At 62.5% G+C, this 16,208-nt stretch carries 17 protein-coding genes; 10 read left to right on the plus strand and 7 right to left on the minus strand.

Translation table 11 applies throughout. From position 1 onward, the window contains the following. Nucleotides 1-35: 35 nt before the first annotated feature. The 3 genes from OEG81_RS06330 to OEG81_RS06340 are packed head-to-tail and all read right to left on the minus strand — an operon-like array spanning nt 36 to nt 2,458. Nucleotides 36-752: a lipoyl protein ligase domain-containing protein gene (locus OEG81_RS06330; protein ID WP_264131864.1), complete on the minus strand. Its 717-nt coding sequence runs from the start codon at nt 750-752 to the stop codon at nt 36-38. After that, on the minus strand, nt 745-1,212 hold the full coding sequence (locus tag OEG81_RS06335) for a TM2 domain-containing protein (RefSeq protein WP_264131865.1): 468 nt from the start codon (nt 1,210-1,212) through the stop codon (nt 745-747). Before OEG81_RS06335 ends, OEG81_RS06330 begins: the two co-directional genes overlap by 8 nt. 37 nt (nt 1,213-1,249) lie before the next feature. After that, the gene (locus OEG81_RS06340; RefSeq protein ID WP_264131866.1) at nt 1,250-2,458 is read right to left on the minus strand and encodes a class I SAM-dependent methyltransferase; all 1,209 of its coding nucleotides are present in this window, start codon (nt 2,456-2,458) and stop codon (nt 1,250-1,252) included. An 87-nt stretch (nt 2,459-2,545) separates the two neighbouring features. On the opposite strand from OEG81_RS06340, the gene OEG81_RS06345 reads away from it, so the two are divergent. Then, complete coding sequence (locus OEG81_RS06345) at nt 2,546-3,523, plus strand: NADPH:quinone reductase (protein WP_264131867.1); 978 nt, start codon at nt 2,546-2,548, stop codon at nt 3,521-3,523. Nucleotides 3,524-3,545: 22 nt separating this feature from the next. Here the strand turns inward: OEG81_RS06345 and OEG81_RS06350 are convergent, their stop codons facing one another. Genes OEG81_RS06350 through OEG81_RS06360 form a run of 3 tightly spaced genes read right to left on the minus strand, consistent with a single transcriptional unit; the run spans nt 3,546 to nt 6,399 of the window. Next, on the minus strand, nt 3,546-4,043 hold the full coding sequence (locus OEG81_RS06350; protein WP_264131868.1) for a DUF2165 family protein: 498 nt from the start codon (nt 4,041-4,043) through the stop codon (nt 3,546-3,548). Between the two features lie 32 nt (nt 4,044-4,075). Next, the gene (glpK, locus tag OEG81_RS06355) at nt 4,076-5,569 is read right to left on the minus strand and encodes a glycerol kinase GlpK (RefSeq protein WP_264131869.1); all 1,494 of its coding nucleotides are present in this window, start codon (nt 5,567-5,569) and stop codon (nt 4,076-4,078) included. 53 nt (nt 5,570-5,622) lie between these two features. Continuing rightward, the gene (locus OEG81_RS06360) at nt 5,623-6,399 is read right to left on the minus strand and encodes a DeoR/GlpR family DNA-binding transcription regulator (protein WP_264131870.1); all 777 of its coding nucleotides are present in this window, start codon (nt 6,397-6,399) and stop codon (nt 5,623-5,625) included. Nucleotides 6,400-6,534: 135 nt separating this feature from the next. Between OEG81_RS06360 and OEG81_RS06365 the strand changes: the two genes are divergently transcribed. From OEG81_RS06365 to OEG81_RS06395, 7 genes are all read left to right on the plus strand, one after another. Continuing rightward, complete coding sequence (locus tag OEG81_RS06365; protein WP_264131871.1) at nt 6,535-7,617, plus strand: ABC transporter ATP-binding protein; 1,083 nt, start codon at nt 6,535-6,537, stop codon at nt 7,615-7,617. Further along, a complete protein-coding gene (locus OEG81_RS06370) occupies nt 7,617-8,693 on the plus strand; it encodes an ABC transporter ATP-binding protein (RefSeq protein WP_264131872.1) in 1,077 nt (358 codons plus the stop codon). The genes OEG81_RS06365 and OEG81_RS06370 overlap by 1 nt, the downstream gene beginning before the upstream one ends. Continuing rightward, entirely contained in the window at nt 8,690-9,583 is an 894-nt protein-coding gene (locus OEG81_RS06375; protein WP_264131873.1) for a carbohydrate ABC transporter permease, read from the plus strand. Before OEG81_RS06370 ends, OEG81_RS06375 begins: the two co-directional genes overlap by 4 nt. Then, nucleotides 9,576-10,391, plus strand: a complete 816-nt coding sequence (locus tag OEG81_RS06380; protein ID WP_264131874.1) for a carbohydrate ABC transporter permease — start codon at nt 9,576-9,578, stop codon at nt 10,389-10,391. The genes OEG81_RS06375 and OEG81_RS06380 overlap by 8 nt, the downstream gene beginning before the upstream one ends. Before the next feature lie 12 nt (nt 10,392-10,403). Beyond that, on the plus strand, nt 10,404-10,712 hold the full coding sequence (locus OEG81_RS06385) for a DUF2160 domain-containing protein (RefSeq protein WP_264131875.1): 309 nt from the start codon (nt 10,404-10,406) through the stop codon (nt 10,710-10,712). An 86-nt stretch (nt 10,713-10,798) separates the two neighbouring features. After that, the gene (locus tag OEG81_RS06390) at nt 10,799-12,529 is read left to right on the plus strand and encodes an ABC transporter substrate-binding protein (RefSeq protein WP_264131876.1); all 1,731 of its coding nucleotides are present in this window, start codon (nt 10,799-10,801) and stop codon (nt 12,527-12,529) included. 116 nt (nt 12,530-12,645) lie between these two features. Beyond that, complete coding sequence (locus tag OEG81_RS06395) at nt 12,646-14,241, plus strand: glycerol-3-phosphate dehydrogenase/oxidase (protein ID WP_264131877.1); 1,596 nt, start codon at nt 12,646-12,648, stop codon at nt 14,239-14,241. Nucleotides 14,242-14,325: 84 nt separating this feature from the next. Here OEG81_RS06395 and OEG81_RS06400 read toward each other — a convergent pair whose 3' ends face one another. Beyond that, nucleotides 14,326-14,802, minus strand: coding sequence for a C40 family peptidase (locus OEG81_RS06400; RefSeq protein ID WP_264131879.1), 477 nt, complete (start codon nt 14,800-14,802; stop codon nt 14,326-14,328). A gap of 383 nt (nt 14,803-15,185) precedes the next feature. Between OEG81_RS06400 and flhD the strand changes: the two genes are divergently transcribed. Further along, nucleotides 15,186-15,509, plus strand: a complete 324-nt coding sequence (flhD, locus tag OEG81_RS06405) for a flagellar transcriptional regulator FlhD (protein WP_264131880.1) — start codon at nt 15,186-15,188, stop codon at nt 15,507-15,509. Nucleotides 15,510-15,538: 29 nt separating this feature from the next. Next, nucleotides 15,539-16,147, plus strand: a complete 609-nt coding sequence (gene flhC / locus OEG81_RS06410) for a flagellar transcriptional regulator FlhC (RefSeq protein ID WP_264131881.1) — start codon at nt 15,539-15,541, stop codon at nt 16,145-16,147. Nucleotides 16,148-16,208: the final 61 nt, after the last annotated feature.

Here is a 16,208-nt window from a genome sequence, read left to right on the forward strand (position 1 = left end):
AACCGATGTTAGCACAGGGGTCGGGGGCCTTGCCGTCAAATAGCGGCGATTTTTCGAGCCAGCGATTGTTTTAGGCTTTCCGTCAGTGAACGCGTATCCATCTCCGCGGCGCAAAGTTCGGACAGCGAGACCGCGCTGCCCGGGACATAGCGCCTGCCGCTGCCTATCGCCTGTTCGAAGCCGTTGGCGCGCAGCGTGACCGCGGCGATGTCGACGCTGGCCAGTATCAGCGCATGGACCAGTACGATCTGGCGATGGTCCTGCGCCGGATCCGCGCGATGGCGGCGCCAAAGCTGCGCGGTGCCGGCGATCTTCCGCGCCCGGCCGCCGACGCCCACCGCCAGGTTGTAGCGCCCATCGCAAAAAGACCCTTCCACCGCCTGCGCGTGCGCGGCCACGCCGTGTTCTTCGAGCGCCCGGCTGACGATGCGGCAGATCAGCAGATAGGCCTGGTCGGAATGGTCCAGCGGCTTGCCCTGCACCGCATAGGCCAGGCTCAGGTTGACGATGCCCGGCCCTTGGGGGACGATGCCGCCGCCCGATTGCCGCACGGCGATCGGCCAGCCTTGTTCGGCAAAATCACTGCAAGCCTGGCTGAAAAGGGAAAAGCGCTGATAGGTGCGCGGCACCACCAGGCCCTGTTCCGCTTCCCAGATGCAGGCATGAGGGCCCCGCTCGGCCGCGAGCGCGATCAGCGATTCGTCATGGCGGGCGTGGCGGGCTTCGCCGTCGGCCGGCAGAAGCCTAAACACGAGCCTGCTCGAACTCGTCGTCGCTCATGAATATATAGCGTATGGCGTCGATGAAGCCGAGCACGACGGCCAGTGGCGTAAAGACATAGAAAATGATCAGGAAGACGATGCCCCCGCCTATCTGGCCCTGATAGAAGCGGTGGGCGCCCAGCCAGCCCAGGAAGATCGCCAGCACGATGGCGATCTTGCGGTGGCTGTGCGGCTTTTTCAGTTCATCGCCCTTGTTCTTGATGATCCACAAGGTAATGGGCACCGTCAGCAGCAGGGCGATCAGCACCTTGGCCGTATGCCGGCTTAGATAGCCCTTGACGGCGTAATAGACGTCCGAAAAATTGTGGATGACCAGGCCGGTCAGGTGGGACAGCCAGGCAAAGGCTTCGCGGGCGATGGCTTCGCCGAAAATCAGCGCAAGCAGGATGACGACGAATACCGCGATGGCCAGAATGATTTTCTGCAGCATGATGAGTCAGATTCCAGGACAGAGGTATGCGCCTAGTTTAATAAGGATGGGCCGCAACATTGTCAACAAATGCTATTTGTCTGCCGCCAGCCGCCAGCCGCCATAAGGCCGTCGTTTCGGCGCTCCGTGCCGCGTGCAAGGGGTCCGATGCGTCCATGGCCTTGGGGTGGCGGGGCCGGGTTTCCAGCTTGTCGATCACGCGCAGGCCCGCGGCCGCGATCGCGCGGGGCAGGAAATCGGGGCTGCGCAGGCCCAGGTGTTCGGCCAGGTCCGACATGATCAGCCAGCCCTCGCCGACCGGTTCCAGATGGCTGGCCAATCCGTCCAGGTAGCCCAGCAGCATGCGGCTGCCGGGATCGTAGATGGCATGCTCGATGGGGGTGGTGGGTCGCGCGGGCAGCCATGGCGGATTGCAGACGATCAGGGGGCTGCGGCCTTCGGGAAACAGATCCGCCTTTTGCGTCTGGACGATGTGCGAAAAACCAAGAAGGTCCATGTTTTCGCGGGCGCAGGCCAGCGCGCGCTCGTCCATGTCGGTGGCGATGATGCGGCGCACGCCTCGCTGTGCCAGCATGGCGGCGATCACGCCGCTGCCCGTGCCAATGTCGAAGGCCAGCTCGGTCGTGGGCAGCGGGGCTTGCGCCAGCAGGTCAAGGTACTCTCCCCGGTTTGGGGAGTACACGCCGTAGTGCACATGTATGGGCTGCGCCAGGCCAGGAACCGCCACGCCTTTCTTGCGCCATTCGTATGCGCCAATAATGCCTTGCAGCGACCGCAACGAAAGCACGAAGGGTTCCCCTGGCATGGCCAGCGCCGCCAGGCAGGCTTCACGTACGTCGGGCGCGCGGCGCAGGGCGATCCCGGCGTCCGCGTCCAGCTCTATCAGCAGGCGGTTCAGCAAGTCCGTGCGTTGCGATTGCCGCAAGCGGTGCCGATTGAAGGCATCCAGCGGGGACGCCGCGTGGTCCTGGCCATGTTTCTTTTTTCCGCCGTCCTGTTTCTTATCGATCCGGCGTGCCAATGCCTGTAAAAGCTGTCGGGCATTCTGGAAGTCGCCGCGCCAAAGCAGGGATGTGCCTTGGCTGACAAGGCGGTAAGCGGCATCGGCGCTCAGGGTGTCGCCGCTGGTCATGACCCGCTTCGGAGGCGAAGTATTATTCTCCGCGCACCATCGAGCCTGTCGCGACTGCTCGTTTTCCACCCACGTGATATAGAGCGGCTCGGTTGGATGGTTCGTGGCGTGCATGGAATAGGCGAAGGTGGGGATGACGCTATTGTAGGCCCATGCGCGCTTTGCGCTTATTATGGATGCTGTCGATTCAAGGAGCTCGTTATGCGTGCAGCGTGGTATTCAACGAACGGTGAGGCTTGCGATGTATTGCAGATGGGCGACCTGCCCACTCCCGAACCACGCTCTGGCCAGGTTCGGGTAAGACTGAAGGTCTCCGGCGTAAATCCCTCGGACGTGAAGGCGCGGCGCGGCAGGCCTGTTGAGTCGGGGGTGATCGTGCCCCATAGCGATGGGGCGGGGCTTATCGACAAGATCGGCGAAGGCGTCTCGCCGGACCGGCTGGGCGAGCGCGTATGGATCTGGAACGGCCAGTGGCGTCGCTCTATGGGCACTGCCGCCGAGTATATTGTTTTGCCTCAAGGCCAGGCCGTTCCATTGCCGGACACGACGGATTTTCAGGCTGGAGCCTGCCTGGGAATTCCGGCGCTGACCGCCATGCATGCGCTTGAGCTGGCCGGCGACATCGACGGCAAAACAATATTAGTGATCGGGGCCGCGTCTTCCGTGGGCTATTACGCGGCTCAGCTTGCCTTGATGAAAGGTGCGCGTGTAATCGGAACCGTGGGCTCTCCTGAAAAAGCCGCTGTTCTGCAAGGTATAGGCGTGACCGAGACCATCAATTATAAAAAGGAAGCGCTCGCGGAACACGTCAAGCACATGACGAACGCTCGCGGGGCAGATATTGTCATCGATATGGATTTTTCATCGACGCGGCGATTGGTACGTGAAGGCGCCGTGGCCCCTCATGGCACCATCGTCACCTACGGATCCAACAACATGGAAGAGATCGCGATTCCTTTCCGCGATTGGCTGTACCAGTCGATCACGTTGCGCTTTTTCCTGGTCTATGATTTGTTGGCGAACGAAAGGCATTTTGCTATTGAACGACTCAACCAACTATTGGCCCAAGGCAAGTTGCGCCATCGCATCGGTCCGTCTTTCGCGTTGGACGATATCGCCAAGGCTCACCAGGCGGTCGAGGCTGGTGCAAACGGGAATGTAGTGGTAATGATTCCTTAGCCTCGTCGGGTTTTCGGGCGCGCTATTCATTGAGCTCGCCGTCTTTCTGCGCCAGGTAGATCAGCACCAGCATAAGGGTGCAAAGAAAGCGGAAGGCGCTGGGGATGCCATTCCAGGTTTCCGACATCCACATGCCGAACCATTCGCCGCCTATCGACATGAAGCCGACCTGCCAGGTCAGGAAGCCGAGCGTCAGGCCGGCGATGGCCATGTTCTTGCTGCGGTGAAAAGCGCGAGCGTCCGCTTTGCGGGCCCGGAACAGCGCGATCGCGCCCAGCCAGCAAAGCAGGGCGGTGGCGCTTTCCAGGAGAATGATGGCGAGGTAGGCCGCATGCTGGAGCCAGGGGGGCTGGATGGCGCGGTAGTGGATGGCCGAATCCGGGAAGATGGTGTCCATGGCCAGCACGTGCTGCACGAAAGGCAGGTTGGCGCCGTAGTCGGTGATGTTGCCGAAGGCCGTCAGGCTGGCGAACAAGGCCATGGCCGCCACGCATGCTGTTTTGGATAGACGCTGGATCATGGGCGGTTCTTCCTTTCCGGTGCCGGCACGCCTCAGTCCGTGCAGGCCTGCCGCACGGCGTGCTCCCACCCTTCCATCAGTGCGCGCGCATCGCCGCTGGCCAGCTGCGGCATGAATCGGCGCTCGACCTGCCACAGCGCCGACAGTTCGGTCTGGTCCCTGTAGATTCCGCTGGTCAGGCCGGCCAGATAGGCCGCGCCCAATGCGGTGGTTTCCACCATGGTGGGCCGAACCACCGGGATGCCCAGCAAGTCCGCCTGGAACTGCATCAGCAAATCATTCACGCAGGCTCCGCCGTCCACGCGCAGTTCCGCCAGCGGCTTGGCGCCGGCGGCCACCGCGTCCCGGCTCATCGCCTGCAGCAGCGCGGCGCTCTGGTAGGCGATGCTGTCCAGCGCCGCCCGGGCGATGTGCGCCATCGTGCTGCCACGGGTCAGCCCGGTGATGGTTCCACGCGCGTCGGGCTTCCAGTAAGGGGCGCCCAGGCCTGTAAAGGCGGGCACCAGCATGACGCCGCCGGCGTCCGGAACGCTTTGCGCCAGCGCTTCGATTTCACTGCTTTTCCTGAACGCGTTCAAGCCGTCGCGCATCCATTGCACCACGGCGCCGGCCACGAACACGCTGCCTTCCATGGCGTACTCGGTCTGGACGCCGGTTTGCGCCGCGCTGGTGGTCACCAGGCCGTTTTGCGATATCTGGAACTTGGTGCCCGTATGCATCAGCATGAAGCAGCCCGTCCCGTAGGTGTTCTTGGCCATGCCTTCGGTGAAGCAGGCCTGGCCGAACAGGGCGCTTTGCTGGTCGCCCGCCACGCCGCAGATCGGAATCGCCCGGCCCAGCAGGTCGGGCAGCACGGCGCCGAACTCCGCGCTGGACGGCAGCACGGACGGCATCATCGCGGGATTGACGTCCAGCATCTGCATCAGCTCGGCATCCCATTCATTGCTGTGAACGTTGAACAGCATGGTGCGCGAGGCGTTGCTGACGTCGGTGACGTGCTTCTGGCCGCCCGTCAGTTGCCAGATCAGCCAGCTGTCCACCGTGCCGAAAGCCAGCTCGCCCTTTGCGGCCTGTTCCCGCGCCTGCGGGACCCGGTCCAGGATCCATTTGAGCTTGGTGGCCGAAAAATAGGCATCGATGCGCAGGCCGGTCTTGTCCTGGATGATGCTTTCCAGCCCCTTGGCCCGCAGTTCCGCGCAAGTGGGCTCCGCGCGGCGGTCCTGCCAGACGATGGCGTTGTGGATGGGCTTGCCCGTCTTGCGGTTCCAGACCACCGTGGTCTCGCGCTGATTGGTGATGCCTATGGCGTGGATGTCGGCGGCCGTCAGGCCGGCCTTGGCGATGGCTTCGCGCGCGGTTGAAAGCTGGGTCTGCCAGATCTCGACGGGGTCGTGCTCGACCCAGCCCGATTCGGGGTAGATCTGCGTGATCTCCTTCTGGGCCAGCGCGACGATGTTTCCGTCCCGGTCGAAAACGATGCTGCGGGTGCTGGAGGTACCTTGGTCGAGGGCAAGTATATAAGTCATGGCTTCGGTCGGGATGATGAGCTGGCTTGCAGTGTAAGGGCAGGCCCGGCGGCCTACAAGGCTTCCGGGGCGGCCACGTCGCATTGCACCTGGGCGTGCGACAACAGGTCGGGAAACGGGTCGGGCGGCGGGGCGTCGGTGAACAGACGGTCGATCTGGTTCAACTGAGCCACGCGCACCATGGCGGGACGATTGAATTTGCTGACGTCGGTGGCCAGCCAGACCTCGCGGGCGTGGGAAATGATGGCCTGCGACACCTTGACTTCGCGGTAGTCGTAATCGCGCAGCGAACCGTCGGACTCGATGCCCGAGATGCCGATCAGGGCGATGTCGACCTTGAACTGCCGGATGAAGTCGACCGTGGCCTCGCCCACGATGCCGTGGTCGCGCGGGCGCACCACGCCGCCCGCGACGATGACTTCGCAATTCGGGTTGCGGCTGAGGATGGCCGCCACATTGATGTTGTTCGTGATGACGCGCAAACCCGTATGGTGCAGCAGCGCCTTGGCGATGGCTTCGGTGGTGGTGCCGATATTGATCAGCAGGGAGCAGTCGTTGGGCACGGCCCGCGCCACCGCCTGTGCGATGCGCCGCTTGCCTTCGGCGTGCAGGTTTTCGCGCTGGTGGTGGGCGATGTTCTCGATGGTGGAGTTTGGCATGCGCGCGCCGCCGTGAAAGCGCGCCAGCAGGCCGGCCTCGGACAGTCGCTGCACGTCGCGCCGCACCGTCTGCACCGTGACGTCGAGATGATTGGCCAGTTCGTCCACGGTGCTGGAATTGCGTGCGTGCACATGCTGCAGAAGCTTCAGCTGGCGTGGGTTCGGGTTCATGTTCTTGATTGAAGATGTGACAAAAAGGAATTTACATCGAAAGGAAAAGAACTGATCTAAGGGTTTTCAACTAGGGAATTCTTATACAAAACGAACAATAATGCGCAGAATAGAACAAAATCAGCGAGACACACCATGCAGTTGAGGCTGGAGAGCATCGGCAAGAAGGTGGGCAGCGAGGACTGGCTCTATGACATGAGCCTGAGTCCGCAGCCGGGCGCGGTAACGGTATTGCTGGGCGCCACCCGCGCCGGCAAGACCAGTCTCATGCGCATTATGGCCGGCCTGGATGCGCCCAGTACGGGCAAGGTGCTGGTCGATGGGCTTGACGTCACGGGGCAGTCGGTGCGCCGGCGCGATGTCGCCATGGTGTATCAGCAATTCATCAATTATCCTTCGCTGACCGTGGCGCAGAATATCGCCTCGCCCATGAAGCTGCGGGGTGAAAAAAACATAGACCAGCGGGTGCGCGCGCTGGCCGATAAGCTGCATATCGGCATGTTCCTGGATCGCCTGCCGGCCGAGTTGTCGGGCGGCCAGCAACAGCGCGTCGCCCTGGCCCGGGCGCTGGCCAAGAACGCCTCGCTGATGCTGCTGGACGAGCCTCTGGTCAATCTGGACTACAAGCTGCGCGAAGAACTGCGCGAAGAGCTCGCCCAGGTATTCAGCACCAGCGATGCCACGGTCGTCTACGCCACCACCGAGCCGGGCGAAGCCCTGCTGCTGGGTGGCTACACCGCGGTGCTCGACCGCGGCGAACTCTTACAGTACGGCCCCACGGCCCAGGTTTTCCAGCAGCCGCGTTCCTTGCGGGTGGCCCGCGCGTTCAGCGACCCGCCCATGAACTTTTTCCAGGCCTTCCGTGTGCCCGGCGGCGTGCAGTTGCCCAGGTCCGCCCTGTTGCCGCTGGCGCTGCCCGACGCGGCAAGCGGCTCGGCCGAAAACGTGACGGTCGGCCTGCGCGCCAGCGCGCTGCGGTTGCGGGAACGCGAGGGCGACTTGTCCCTGCATGGCAAGGTGCTGCTGGCCGAGATATCCGGTTCGGACACCTTCGTGCATTTGAGCAGCGATATCGGGGACCTCGTGGCCCAGGTGCCCGCGGTGCACCATTTCACGCTGGGCGCCGCGCAGACCTTGTATTTCGCGCCCTCGGCCGCATTCGTCTTCGATGCGGCCGGCGATCTTTTGCTGGCGCCCGCCGGCGCAAGGAGTTCATAGTGGCCCGCATCGACCTGGACCTGGCGCACGCGTACAAGGCCAAGCCTCAAAGCGAAGAGGACTATGCGCTGCTGCCCCTGAAGCTGAGCTTCGAGGATGGCGGCGCCTATGCGCTGCTGGGGCCTTCGGGCTGCGGCAAGACCACGATGCTGAATATTATTTCGGGCTTGCTCACGCCGTCGCAGGGCGCCGTGTTTTTCGATGGCGTCGACAAAACGGCGGCCACGCCGCAAGAGCGCAATATCGCCCAGGTATTCCAGTTTCCCGTCATCTACGACACCATGACGGTCGGCGAGAACCTGGCCTTTCCCCTGCGCAACCGCAAAGTGCCGCCCGCGCGGATCAAGGAGCGCGTGGGGCAGATTGCGGAAATGCTGGAAATGAGCCACCAGCTCGACCAGCGCGCCGCCGGCCTGTCGGCCGATGCGAAGCAGAAAATTTCATTGGGCAGGGGGCTGGTGCGCGACGATGTCTCCGCCGTCCTGTTCGACGAACCGCTCACGGTCATCGATCCGCACCTGAAATGGCAACTGCGCCGCAAGCTCAAGCAGATCCACCACGAGCTCAAGCTCACGCTCATCTACGTCACGCACGACCAGGTCGAGGCGCTGACCTTCGCCGAGCGCATCCTGGTCATGTCGCGCGGCCGCGTCGTACAAGAGGGCACGCCCGAAGAGCTGTTCGAGCGCCCCGCCCACACCTTCGTCGGGCATTTCATCGGTTCGCCGGGCATGAACCTGCTGCCCCTGTCCGCTTCGGGCGGCCGCGTGCTGCTTGGAGAACAAGAGGTGCAGGCCCCGCCCGGGCTGCGGATTCCCGAAGGCGAACTCACCCTGGGCATACGTCCTGAATACACCCATGTGGCCGACCCCGGCCAGCCGGGCGTCGTGCTCGCCCAGGTCGAGAAAGTTCAGGACATCGGCACAGGCCAGTTGCTTACCGCGCGCGTGGGGCCGCATGCGGTGCGCGCCCGCGTGGGACTGGAACAGGCGCTGCCCGCCGCCGGCGGCGCCGTCGGGCTCGCCCTGCTGGGGCGGCATTCCTGCCTGTACAAGAACGAGGAGCTCATCGCATGAGTCAATACGTGAAGCCGGTCAATCAGAAGGCCTGGTGGCTGATTTTGCCCGTATGCATATGCGTGGCGTTTTCGGCGGTGATTCCCTTGATGACCGTGGTCAATTATTCGGTGCAGGACGTCATCTCGCCGACGCGCGCGGTGTTCGTGGGAACCGAGTGGTTCACCGCCGTCATGCGCGACGAGGAATTGCATTCGGCCTTGCTGCGCCAGCTGCTGTTCTCGCTGTCCGTCCTGGCCATCGAGATTCCCCTGGGTGTGCTGCTGGCCCTGTCCATGCCGTCCACCGGCTGGAAATCGTCGGCGGTCCTGGTGATGGTGGCGCTTTCCCTGCTGATTCCCTGGAACGTGGTGGGCACCATCTGGCAGATATTCGGGCGCACCGATATCGGGCTCATGGGCCGCGCCCTGTATATGCTGGACATCGACTACAGCTACGCCAGCAATCCCACCCAGGCCTGGCTGACGGTGCTGCTGATGGATGTGTGGCACTGGACGCCGCTGGTGGCCCTGCTGGCATTCGCGGGCTTGCGCTCCATTCCCGATGCGTATTACCAGGCCGCCAGCATCGACGGCGCCAGCCGGCTTGCGGTGTTCCGCTACATCCAGCTGCCCAAGATGCGCGGGGTGCTGATGATCGCCGTGCTCTTGCGCTTCATGGACAGCTTCATGATCTATACCGAGCCCTTCGTCCTGACGGGCGGCGGGCCGGGCGATGCCACGACCTTCCTCAGCCAGTATCTGACGCAAAAAGCGGTGGGTCAGTTCGACCTGGGGCCGGCGGCCGCGTTCTCCCTGATCTATTTCCTGATCATCCTGCTGTTCTGCTTCATCCTGTACAACTGGATGCTGCGCGTGGGCACCCAGGACAAGGGGGCGGGCCATGAATAGGAAAAAGCCTTTCCGGGTGCGGACCCTGTTCCTGATCCTGTACCTGCTCTTCGCGATGCTGCCCATCTACTGGATGGTCAACATGAGCTTCAAGACCAATTCGGGCATCCTGTCCAGCTTTGCGCTGCTGCCCAGGGAATTCACCTGGGACAACTATATAACCATCTTCACCGACCGGTCCTGGTACAGCGGCTACATCAACAGCCTGATCTACGTGGCCTTGAACACGGTGATTTCGCTCACGGTGGCCCTGCCGGCGGCCTATGCGTTCTCGCGCTACCAGTTCCTGGGCGACAAGCACGTGTTCTTCTGGTTGCTGACCAACCGCATGACGCCGCCCGCCGTGTTCCTGCTGCCTTTCTTCCAGCTGTATTCCACCTTGGGCCTGATGGACACCTACTGGGCCGTTGCGCTGGCCCACCTGGTGTTCAACGTGCCGTTGGCGGTGTGGATACTGGAAGGCTTCATGAGCGGCGTCCCGCGTGAAATCGACGAGACCGCCTACATCGACGGCTACAGCTTTCCGCGCTTCTTCCTGACCATCTTCCTGCCTCTCATCAAGTCGGGCGTGGGCGTCGCCGCCTTCTTCTGCTTCATGTTCAGCTGGGTCGAGCTGCTGCTGGCGCGCACGCTGACCAGCGTGAACGCCAAGCCCATCGTCGCCACGATGACGCGCACGGTATCGGCATCCGGCATGGACTGGGCCACGCTGGCCGCGGCCGGAACGCTGACCATCATTCCGGGCGCCATCGTCATCTGGTTCGTGCGCCACTACATTGCAAAGGGATTTGCAATGGGCCGCGTGTAAAGGAGATCCGCCATGTTCGACTGGATGGTATGGACTTTGCCCACCGCCGTATTCTTCATTTGCATAGGACTGATGCTGGCGGCCATGACATTCTGGGAGATCAGGTCGCCCACGTCCCTGCGCAAGGGCTTTCTGCCTATCGCGACCACGCGCGGCGACCGCCTGTTCATCGGCCTGCTGGTGGCGGCCTACATCAACCTGGGCTTCCTGGGCGTGGCGGGCGGCGTGGCCGGCTGGCTGGAGATGGAACAAGAGCCCAGCATCTGGATAAGTTTCGTCGTATCCATGCTGGTCCTGGCGCTGATCATGCGCAAGGGTTAGGTGCTTGATGCCGCGTGATTTGACCTTTCCCCGGATCAACGCGGCAGGACGGAAAAACGGGGACGTGTTCTACCGAGGAGACCATCATGTTATTTCGTCGTACTGCACTGGCGTTTGCCATAACGTGCGCATTGTCGGCCCAGGCGTTCGCCGGCGAGGCCGAAGCCCAGAAATGGATAGACAACGAATTCCAGCCATCCACCCTCAGCAAGGACCAGCAGCTGGCTGAAATGAAATGGTTCATCGATGCCGCCAACAAGCTCAAGGAACAGGGCGTGAACGAAGTATCGGTGGTGTCCGAAACCATCACCACCCACGAGTACGAAGCCAAGACACTGGCCAAGGCCTTTGCCGAGATCACCGGCATCACGGTGCATCACGACCTCATCCAGGAAGGCGACGTGGTCGAGAAGCTGCAAACTTCGATGCAGTCGGGCCGGTCCATCTATGACGGCTGGATTTCCGATTCCGACCTGATCGGCACCCATTACCGCTATGGCGAGATGCTGTCCCTGACCGATTACATGAATGGCGACGGCAAGCAATGGACCAGCCCCACGCTCGACATCAAGGACTTCATCGGCACCTCCTTCACCACGGCGCCCGACGGCAAGCTGTACCAGTTGCCCGACCAGCAGTTCGCCAACCTGTACTGGTTCCGCGCCGACCTGTTCTCGCGCCAAGACCTCAAGGACAAGTTCAAGGCCAAGTACGGCTACGAGCTGGGCGTTCCCGTGAACTGGACGGCCTACGAAGACATCGCCAACTTCTTCACCAACGACGTCAAGACCGTGGACGGCAAGCCCATCTACGGCCACATGGACTATGGCAAGAAGGATCCTTCGCTGGGATGGCGATTCACCGATGCGTGGCTGTCCATGGCGGGCACCGCCGACAAGGGCACGCCCAACGGCATGCCGGTGGACGAATGGGGCATACGGGTCGCCGACGATAAATGCACACCGGTCGGCGCCTCGGTTTCGCGCGGCGGCGCCACCAATTCGCCGGCCGCGGTCTACGCCCTGACCAAATACATAGACTGGATGAAAAAATACGCGCCCAAGGAAGCGCAGGGCATGACGTTCAGCGAATCGGGCCCGGTTCCCGCGCAAGGGCACATTGCACAGCAGATCTTCTGGTACACGGCCTTCACCGCCGACATGACCAAGAAAGGCCTGCCCGTGGTCAACGACGACGGCACGCCCAAGTGGCGCATGGCGCCGGCCCCGCACGGCCCCTACTGGAAGGACGGCATGCAGAACGGCTACCAGGACGTCGGCTCATGGAGCTTCTTCAAGAACCACGATCCCAAGAAAGTGGCGGCGGCCTGGCTGTATGCGCAGTTCGTCACGTCCAAGACCGCCTCGCTCAAGAAGTCCATCGTGGGCCTGACCTTCATCCGCGATAGCGACATACACAGCGATTACTTCACCAAGAACGCCGACAAGTACGGCGGCCTGATCGAGTTCTATCGCAGCCCCGCCCGCGTGGCCTGGACGCCGACCGGCACCAATGTGCCCGACTACCCCAAGCTGGCTCAGTTGTGGTGGAAGAACGTCGCCACGGCGATCACCGCCGAGAAGACGCCCCAGCAGGCCATGGACAACCTGGCGACCGAGATGGACGCCGTCATGGCACGGCTGGAACGCGCCGGCATGAGCCATTGCGCGCCCAAGCTCAATCCCAAGAGCGATCCGTCCAAATGGCTCAGCGACAAGGAGGCGCCCTGGAAGAAGCTGGCCGACGAAAGCCCCAAGGGCGAGACCGTGGCCTACGATGCACTGCTGAATGCCTGGAAGGAGGGCCGGGTGCGTTAAGCCCGGCCTAGGGCGAACGAAGGCCGTGTGCGCGAATCCCGGCACACGGCCTTTCCACTTCCGCCGGGTCCGGTGTTCTACACTTACGCTGCTTCAAATTTTCAGGCTGTTTTTCTATGACATCACTTGTATCTCCCCAGGCGACCGACCGCGCGCGGCTTTTCAGCACCCTGGCCGGCCTGGGCCAGGTGGACCTGGCCATCATCGGCGGCGGCGCGACAGGCCTGGGGGTGGCGCTGGATGCCGCGCTGCGGGGCCTGTCGGTGGTCCTGCTGGAGTCCCACGACTTCGCCAAGGGCACATCTTCGCGCGCGACCAAGCTGGTCCATGGCGGGGTCCGCTATCTGGCGCAGGGCAATATCGCTCTGGTACGCGAAGCCTTGCACGAGCGCTCGACGCTGCTCAACAATGCCTCTCATCTGGCGCGGCCGCTGCCTTTCGTCATGCCCGGCTACAAATGCTGGGAAACGCCCTTCTATGGCACAGGCCTGAAGATCTATGACGCCCTGGCCGGAAAGGCAGGCCTGGGCTCCACCGAATTTCTCAACCCGCGCCAGACGCAGGGCTGCATTCCGGGCGTCAGGACGCAGGGCCTGAAGGGCGGCGTCAAATATTGGGACGGCCAGTTCGACGATGCCAGGCTGGCGCTCGCCCTGGCGCGTACCGCCGCCGCCCAGGGCGCCTTGCTGATCAACTACTGTCCGGTCACACAGCTGCTCCATGAACAGGGCAGGGTGGCCGGCCTGCAATGCCGGGATGCCGAAACCGGCGACATCCACACCTTGCGGGCCCGCTGCGTCATCAACGCGGGCGGCGTCTGGGTCGACGATATCCGCCGCATGGACGGCTCGGCCACCGGCCGAGACACCCAGCCCATGGTCGCGCCCAGCCAGGGCGTGCATCTGGTGGTGGACAGCGAATTCTTTCCCGGCGACCATGCGCTGCTGGTGCCCAAGACCCAGGACGGCAGGGTGTTGTTTGCGGTGCCCTGGCTGGGCAAGGTCATCCTGGGCACCACCGATACGCCGCGCCACGACCTGTCCCGCGAACCGCTGGCCTTCGCCGAAGAGGTCGAATTCATTCTGGGCGAGGCGGCCAAATACCTGTCCCGCCCACCATCGCGCTCCGACGTCAAGAGCATCTGGGTTGGTTTGCGCCCTCTGGTGCGGCCGCCCGAAAACGAGGGCGGCAACACCAAGAAGATCAGCCGCGAGCACACCGTGCTGGTCAGCCCCAGCGGCCTGGTGACGGTCACCGGCGGAAAATGGACGACCTACAGGGCGATGGCCGAAGACGTGCTGGACAAGTGCATGGAGAGCGCCTTGCTCGAACGCCTGCCGCCCTCGGAGACCGCCGATTTCAAGCTGGTGGGCGCGCCCGCTCCCGGCCAGGGCCGCAAGAGCCTGGCCGGCGCTCCCGGGCTGGACGCCTACGGCACCGAGGCCGAGTGGCTTGCGCAACTGCCGGGCGCCGACGTCGAGCTGGCCCCGGGCCTGACCATTGCCATGCTGCGTTTTGCCGCAAGCAGCGAATATGCCCGCAGCGTGGAAGACGTGCTGGCCCGCCGTTCGCGCCTGTTGTTCCTGGACGCGCGGCTGGCCCAGGACGTGGCGCCGGCGGTGGCGGACATTCTGCGCGAGGAAACCGGCGTGGATCCCCGCTTGGATGAATTCCTGGAGCTTGCCGCGCAATACCAGCGGCTGCCCGGGTAGCCGGCCCATAGCCTGGAAGTCATGGCGGCGGCCAAGCCGCCGCCGGCCCGCGGATCCGGGCGGAGCGCGTGCGCCTGTCGAAACTCAGGAACCGAACAGCGTGCGCGCCGATTCGAACCGCCGGGCGAAATAGGGATTGTTCAAGGAGTCCACGCGCACCTGTCCGCCCGTGGAGGGTGCGTTCACGAATTGCGCATTGCCTATATATATACCCATATGGGAAAAAGGGCGATTCAGGGTGTTGAAGAACACGAAGTCGCCCGCTTTCAACTGGCTTCTTGGAACGGGCCGGGCCAGCTCCGCTATCCGGGCCGTGTTGTGGGGCAGGGGCTGGCCGGCCGCCCGGCCGAATACATAGGCCACCAGGCCGCTGCAGTCGAATCCGGTGTCAGGGTTCGAGCCGCCGTAGCGGTAGCGCGATTGCAGCAGGCCCATGGCGGTCAACACCACTTCGCTGCGCTGGCCCGGCGCCAGGACGATGGCCGCGGCGGGGCGGGCCGATGAGTAAGCGTCCGGCCCCCGGCTCGCGCAGCCGGCCAGCAGGAGTAATCCGGCTGTCATTAGCAGCAAGCATGATGAGCGTCTTCTGATCATTGCTATCGACATAAGAAAAGCTGAGCCTTTGGATACAAAGCAGGCCGGGCGTTGTTTTTTTACAGGGTAATGTAACTTTTGGCTGATATTTTCCGGAATATTGTGTAACTACGACAGCGCTGTCATGTAATTTTCTTTAAATATTTGATACTATGCCTATGTCATTTATACAGAATTTGCATGGTTGTAAGCAGTTCAATGGCTTTTTGTAAATTATCAGCCCAGCTGATCGGGCATTTGCTGTAGATACATTAATCGGATTTTGTTAATTCATTAACATTTATTAACTTCTGACAAATATCCGCGATTTCTACCGCGAGATTGTTTCGGTTTTCAATAAGGAGGGCACAATGCCCGTCACCGATAATTCGTTATTGAGCGACATTCAAGAAGTCAATCTGTCCTACTTGATGCTTGCACAGCGCATGCTGCGTGAAAACTACGCGGCCGGCATGTTCCGCCTGGGCTTCGATTCCGATGTCGCGGATATCGTCATGCGCCTGTCGCCCGCCCAACTGGTCAAGCTGGCCGGTTCCAGTTCCCTGATCTGCAAATTCCGCCTGAACGATTACGACCTTCTGTCTTCCCTGACCCAGGACGTGCTGGGCGGGGTGCTTCAACAGGCCCATTCCACCATACTGCTGTCCCAGCAGGTCAGCGAGCAGTCCGTTTAAACGGATTGCCGCCTTCGATAACACGCATTATGGCAACAAAAAGCGTCGCCAGGGAAGCGGAAGAAATCCTTCTGGCCACCGAAATGATCCAGCTGGGCGCCCGCCTGCAGGTATTGCAGGCCGAGACCAGCCTTAGCTATGATCGCCTTGCCCGCTTGTACCGGGAGGTCAAGGGCTGCTCGCCGCCCAAGGGCATGCTGCCTTTTTCGGTCGACTGGTTCATGACCTGGCTGCCCAACATCCACTCCAGCGTATTTTATAGCGTGTACCAGTACATGGATGCGCATACGCCGGCCAAGAAGGCGCGAGCCCTGGTCGAAGCCTACAAGCTCTATCTCGAGCAGGCCTCCACCGGCAGGGCGGCCGATGCCGGCGAAGAGCCCGTGCTCAGTTTTACGCGCGCCTGGATGCTGGTCCGGTTTTTCGACAGCAATATGGTTCAGCTGTCGCATTGCACGCGCTGCAAGGGCGGTTTTGTGGCCCACGCCCACGATCCGCAGAACGATTTCGTCTGCGCCATCTGCCGGCCGCCGCCCAGGGCCGGCAAGACCCGCAGCAAGGTCTCCGCGGCGAATCCCGTCGAAGTGCTGCGTTCGGCCCGCAAGGCCGCCGGCAAGGTCAGTCCAGTCTCGGGTTGATGCTGTGACGGCCCCGTTCCATGAACGATCGATCCGCCCCGGAAGTTCCGAGGCGGTTTTT

This window comes from Pollutimonas sp. M17 (assembly GCF_025836975.1).
Classification (GTDB): domain Bacteria; phylum Pseudomonadota; class Gammaproteobacteria; order Burkholderiales; family Burkholderiaceae_B.

Bases quoted from the DNA above. Each gene is read 5' to 3' on its own strand.
- OEG81_RS06350 (WP_264131868.1), bottom strand. From the start codon at position 4,043: ATGATCCAGCGTCTATCCAAAACAGCATGCGTGGCGGCCATGGCCTTG.
- OEG81_RS06395 (WP_264131877.1), top strand. From the start codon at position 12,646: ATGACATCACTTGTATCTCCCCAGGCGACCGACCGCGCGCGGCTTTTC.
- OEG81_RS06335 (WP_264131865.1), bottom strand. From the start codon at position 1,212: ATGCTGCAGAAAATCATTCTGGCCATCGCGGTATTCGTCGTCATCCTG.
- OEG81_RS06390 (WP_264131876.1), top strand. From the start codon at position 10,799: ATGTTATTTCGTCGTACTGCACTGGCGTTTGCCATAACGTGCGCATTG.
- flhC (WP_264131881.1), top strand. From the start codon at position 15,539: ATGGCAACAAAAAGCGTCGCCAGGGAAGCGGAAGAAATCCTTCTGGCC.
- OEG81_RS06340 (WP_264131866.1), bottom strand. From the start codon at position 2,458: ATGCACGCCACGAACCATCCAACCGAGCCGCTCTATATCACGTGGGTG.
- OEG81_RS06365 (WP_264131871.1), top strand. From the start codon at position 6,535: ATGCAGTTGAGGCTGGAGAGCATCGGCAAGAAGGTGGGCAGCGAGGAC.
- flhD (WP_264131880.1), top strand. From the start codon at position 15,186: ATGCCCGTCACCGATAATTCGTTATTGAGCGACATTCAAGAAGTCAAT.
- OEG81_RS06400 (WP_264131879.1), bottom strand. From the start codon at position 14,802: ATGACAGCCGGATTACTCCTGCTGGCCGGCTGCGCGAGCCGGGGGCCG.
- OEG81_RS06380 (WP_264131874.1), top strand. From the start codon at position 9,576: ATGAATAGGAAAAAGCCTTTCCGGGTGCGGACCCTGTTCCTGATCCTG.
- OEG81_RS06385 (WP_264131875.1), top strand. From the start codon at position 10,404: ATGTTCGACTGGATGGTATGGACTTTGCCCACCGCCGTATTCTTCATT.
- glpK (WP_264131869.1), bottom strand. From the start codon at position 5,569: ATGACTTATATACTTGCCCTCGACCAAGGTACCTCCAGCACCCGCAGC.
- OEG81_RS06375 (WP_264131873.1), top strand. From the start codon at position 8,690: ATGAGTCAATACGTGAAGCCGGTCAATCAGAAGGCCTGGTGGCTGATT.
- OEG81_RS06360 (WP_264131870.1), bottom strand. From the start codon at position 6,399: ATGAACCCGAACCCACGCCAGCTGAAGCTTCTGCAGCATGTGCACGCA.
- OEG81_RS06345 (WP_264131867.1), top strand. From the start codon at position 2,546: ATGCGTGCAGCGTGGTATTCAACGAACGGTGAGGCTTGCGATGTATTG.